Raw genomic sequence first — 4,572 nt, 5'->3', positions numbered from 1 at the left:
AATTTGCTGGCAACCGTACAAGGAATTAATTTTGAGGAAGCAAAAACATTAGGCCTATGGAATGGTGGTGAGAATGAACAGGCTTCTCTACAAATACAGATCGATAACATGGTAAGCCAAGGTCTCAGCCAACAACAGATGCATTATAAGTTGCACCAACAAGGACTGTCTCACGACTTTATAGAGAAAATTTTGATGCTAAAAGCATAGTGTGAACTTTGGTCGATCTATATCGAGTGAGTGCGATCACTGCTCTTAATATACAAATGACTGTCTTGATCGTTATGCGATTGCCTAATTTCACAAAAACAAAAAATGCTATCGCTTTTGGATCGGATAGCGATCATACATTTCATACCTAGTTGTGGAGGAAAATTTTATGGAATGCCAACATCAGAGTAAAACCAAATATGCGATCGCACTTGGATATGACAGCGATGCCTGCGGTGGGCTACGCCTACGCATAACCAGTAAATTGGCGTAATAAAGACCGAAACAATGGTTAATACAACAGAAGCGATCGCACGGTAAATCAGCTAATTGAGCAACAGGCAGAAAATTTTATGGAACGCCAACACCTAAGCCAAGGCAAAAATGCGTTAGCGCAGCTTACCGTTCGCGTAGCGTCTCGAAGAGAAGGTATCGCTTCTCCTCAATCTCAAAGTAATGCGATCGCCCGACATTCTCCTCATCCCATTGAAGAATTGCAAAGTGCGATCGGTAATCGAGCAGTAAACCAACTGCTGGCAAATCAACCCACTGTACAAACTAAACCGATGTTTAGAGGTTTGTCTGGTGAATTGCGATCACGAAGCGTCTCTGAAAGAGAATCGCCGACTCCACTACAAACAAAATTAGCGAAAGAAGCTGATAGTGCCAGTGTGTCTGAAGTACAACCAGAAAACAAAACCGGACTCCCAGATCAACTCAAAGCTGGGATAGAAAAGCTCTCTGGGATGGCGATGGATGATGTGAGGGTTCACTACAATTCCTCGAAAACCGCCGAGTTGCAGGCGTTAGCATACACTCAGGGGACAGATATTCACGTAGCGCCAGGACAGGAACAGCATTTACCCCATGAAGCTTGGCACGTTGTTCAGCAGAAGCAGGGAAGGGTGAAGCCAACGATACAAACGAAGGGTGTGGGAATTAATGATGATGAAGGTTTGGAGAAGGAAGCAGATGTGATGGGCGCGAAAGCACCACAGGGCGAGTCATTGATATCTGTGGGTGGGAAAACAACAGCGAAAAGACAGATCGGAAACTACCCAGTGCAGTGTGTACGTTGGTGGGATTTATTTAAGAAGAAAAAGAAAAAACCAGACGTACAGATTATTCCATTCACAGGTAACCAGGACTCCACTTTGAAGGAACCAAACTTTGACAAAAGTGGGATGAACTATGAGGAAAAAAAAAGAAATCGTGATACAGATAAATATACCGAAGGATACTATAAAGGACTGCTCAAAAAAGGTGGCAAGGTCCAGGATAGCGGTTATCCAGAAAAACCACAAGAGCATAAGAAGAAGTGGTCCGGACAAGATGATTGGTTAGCAAAACTTAAAGATATCGAATCGATAATCGAAAAATATAAAAACATCGGCGATCAGGAGTTGGACTCAGGTGAAATTAGATATAACTTTTATGTGTTTGGAGAAGGCAGCGATAAAACTAACGAAGAAGCACCTTGTCGGCTTTGTAAAGGGAAGCCAGGCATTGGTCACACAGAGTATCAGATCAAGTATCGTCCTCCAGGCACAGACGATCTAATTTTGGTAAGATGGCCAGTCGGATTTAAACACTATGTAGAAAAGCACAATGTCATACCATCGAAGCAGTTTTACGATTTTGTGAATGCTTTCGACATTGAGCAGGAATCGCCCCAAATGGACATCATTTTAAATGAAAAATACAAACCATAAAAGGTAGATTTTAATTAATTATCCCGCTTCTGTAAATCTCGCCAGATAATAGTCTGAAACTTTTAAATAAGCAGAGGCACACTTATATTTGATCGGAGATTCGAGCGCACCTATGGGGTAGGGAAAAGCGATCGTCTGATACTCTAGTACCATTTCAAAACTACAACCTTACCAGATGAAACGCCAACACTTGAGTAAAACCAAAAAGGCGATTGCGCTTAGAGTATGATAGCGATGCCTGCTGCGGGCTACGCCTACGCATAACCAGTAAATTGGCGTTTACAAACCGAAACAATGATTGACACAACAGAAGCGATCGCGCCTAATTCTGCACTCAACAACTTACTACCCCTATTGCAGCGCCTAGACCAACTCCTAGAAGGTGCGATCGCCAGCGCCCAACTCGTCTATGGCACAGAAGCCGCCACCGATCCCTATCGCGGGATGCACGTTAACCCCGAAGACGTAGAACGGTTGCTGCAACAAAAACCAGCCGTACCTGTATTTCAACTCAATCCACAACCACCCACCGAATCGATTACCGATTTAATCACAGAAGACTCGCCCTTAGCATGGTTAATCCAGACCTTTGGGCTATCTGATTTTGACATAGATATAATTGCGATCGCCCTCGCCATAGAACTCGATCGCCGCTACGAACGCCTTTACGCCTATCTCCAAGATGATGTCAGGTGCAAACGCCCCAGCGTCGATCTAGCCCTCAACCTACTTTGTGCTTCCGCCGCAGATAAATTAGGGCGACGCAGCCATTTTTCGGCTGATGCACCGCTGATTCGGCATAATTTATTGCACCTGATTTCCGAAAACGATCGCAGCAAATCAACCCTTCTCGCCCGCGAATTGCATCTTGATGACCAAGTAATTCGCTTTTTATTACAACAACCCGGATTAGACGAGCGACTAGCAACTTTTTGCCAACTAATCTATCCTAATACTTCCCTCAACGATTTATATTTAAATGCGGAAATCAAACAAGCTTTAGCAACTTTAATTAGCGAAGATTGGCAAGCACAAAAACCGCTACAACTCTATTTTCAAGGCTCAGATAAACTCAGCAAACATCTCACCGCAGAAGCCTTAGCAGCAGCAATCAAAGCTCCTTTGCTATCAGCAGATTTAGCCAAAATTGCCGACAACAAATCTAATTTTGCAGCTACTTTAAACCTGATATGCCGCGAAGCTTGGTTTCAAAATGCATTGCTTTATCTAGATGGACTGGATACCTTGCCAAACGACCAGGCTATTCTGTATGAAGACTTAATGAGAGCGATCGCACAACACAGGAGCATTACCATCCTAGCTGGCATTGAACCCTGGATACCTAATGCTGCTGTTCCCGTTGAAATAATCGCCGTACTGTTTCCCGTTCCTAACTTTGCCCAGCGTCGAATCTGCTGGCAAACTCAACTGACAACAGCAGGCATCTCCATCGATTCCACAGAATTAGATGCGCTAGCAGACCGCTTCCGTCTCACTCCCCACCAAATTACCAGTAGCGTCAAAAATACTTGCAATGCAGTTCGTTGGCAAGCAGCAGCAGAGAAAAATACTCCCCGTACTGGATTATTATTTGCATCTGCCCGCGCCCAATCCGGTCACGATTTGACTGCACTAACACGGAAAATAGAGCCTCAATATACTTGGGATGATATTATCCTACCAGATGAGCATCAAACCCTACTCAGAGAAATCTGCAATCAAACCAAATATCGAAATCTCGTACATGAAGAATGGGGATTTGACCGCAAACTATCTCTCGGCAAAGGCTTGAATGTGCTCTTTTCTGGGACACCCGGAACAGGTAAAACAATGGCGGCTGAAGTCATAGCTCACGAATTGCAACTTGACCTTTATAAAATTGACTTATCACAAATTGTCAGCAAATACATCGGTGAAACTGAGAAAAACCTCAACCGGATTTTTACCGCTGCGGCTAACTCCAACGCCATACTTTTATTTGATGAAGCGGATGCATTATTTGGCAAACGTTCTGAAGTCAAAGATGCTCACGACCGTTATGCTAACATCGAAACTGGCTACCTGCTGCAAAAAATGGAAGAGTATGAAGGTGTAGTAATTCTTACTAGCAACCTCCGCAGTAATATTGACGATGCCTTTAGCCGACGACTGCGTTTCATTATCGAGTTTCCCTTCCCAAATGAAAAGCAACGCCGCCAAATTTGGGAAAAGGTTTGGATCGATACAACACCTTGCAGTTCGGACTTAAACTTAGATTTCCTAGCGCGCCGCTTTGAGATTGCAGGCGCTAATATTCGGAATATTGCTCTAGCAGCAGCTTTCTTAGCAGCAGACGATGGTAAAGTTATCACTATGGCTCACCTGCTCCAAGCTATTCGACGAGAATACCAAAAGCTAGGCAGAATTGTAATGGAAGAAGATATCCTTTTACCCAATTAGTCCGGTCAATTACTAAATAAATAACTTCATTTAAGGGAAAATATATCTCTAACCAGCTTTTAATAATTGGGAACCAAATTTCTTCAATATTTATGTAATTTAAAGATAAAAATCTTTGAACTTTCTGGCTCTCCTAGAGTGGTTATGATAAAATAGTATAAATAAAATAGATAACTGCTCATATTTCTATCATGAAAAACATCTCAAAGCA

3 protein-coding genes are annotated in these 4,572 nt (G+C 43.0%); all 3 read left to right on the top strand.

Annotated features, from left to right (window positions below; genetic code table 11):
• Window positions 1-210: hypothetical protein (locus VB693_RS20290; protein WP_323267826.1), on the top strand; the 210-nt coding region annotated here is incomplete at its 5' end.
• A gap of 353 nt (window positions 211-563) precedes the next feature.
• Window positions 564-1,922, top strand: a complete 1,359-nt coding sequence (locus VB693_RS20285) for a DUF4157 domain-containing protein (RefSeq protein ID WP_323267825.1) — start codon at window positions 564-566, stop codon at window positions 1,920-1,922.
• Between the two features lie 294 nt (window positions 1,923-2,216).
• Complete coding sequence (locus VB693_RS20280; RefSeq protein ID WP_323267824.1) at window positions 2,217-4,361, top strand: ATP-binding protein; 2,145 nt, start codon at window positions 2,217-2,219, stop codon at window positions 4,359-4,361.
• Window positions 4,362-4,572: the final 211 nt, after the last annotated feature.

It is taken from the genome of Anabaena sp. UHCC 0399, assembly GCF_034931465.1.
Classification (GTDB): Bacteria; Cyanobacteriota; Cyanobacteriia; order Cyanobacteriales; family Nostocaceae; genus Trichormus; species Trichormus minutissimus.
This window is presented reverse-complemented; position numbering and strand designations above follow the sequence as displayed.